This is a genomic window from Komagataeibacter kakiaceti JCM 25156, assembly GCF_000613305.1.
In genome coordinates this window covers 1-664 of the sequence record NZ_BAIO01000847.1, presented here as the reverse complement: position 1 = coordinate 664, position 664 = coordinate 1, and the positions used below count along the sequence as shown (strand labels likewise).

1 pseudogene is annotated in these 664 nt (G+C 67.8%); it reads right to left on the bottom strand.

From position 1 onward, the window contains the following. Positions 1-664: pseudogene (locus JCM25156_RS26535) on the bottom strand (Mur ligase family protein); the annotation flags it as partial.

Here is a 664-nt window from a genome sequence, read left to right as displayed (position 1 = left end):
TCCAGATCATCCGTTCATGACAGGCCAGCGCGCGCGCCGCCGCATCCGTATTGGTGGCCTTGCTGTCATTGATGAAGCGGATGCCGTCGATGCTGCCCACCAGCTTCTGCCGGTGGTCGAGGGCCGCGAAGGACACAAGCGCCGTCTCCACCGCCGCGCGTGGCAGGCCCAGATGGAGCGCCATGGCCGTGGCGGCGGCCGCGTTCTCGCGGTTATGGGTGCCGGGCAGGTCATGGACCGCGTCCAGATTGGCAATGACGCCGTGATGGTCACACAGCGCGTGGGGCGTGCAGTACAGATCGCAGTGCGTCGCCTGTTCCCCGCTAATGCAGGCAACATCCGCGCCCGTTGCCGCAAGCCGCCCGCGCGGGCGGCAAGGTCGGGCAGGGTGGCGCCCAGTACCGCCAGGTCGCCCGCGTGCTGGTGGTCGAATACATGCAGCTTGGCCGCGGCATAGCCCGCCATGTCGCCATGACGGTCCAGATGGTCGGCGCTCAGGTTCAGCAGGCAGGCGGTATCGAAATGCAACTGGTCCAGCCGTTCCAGCATGTAGGACGACATTTCCAGCACGTACACGCCATCATCGGGCAGGAGCGGCAGCGACAGCGCGGCGGGGCCGAGATTGCCCCCCGCCGCCACCGGCACGCCACGGGACGCCAGCATA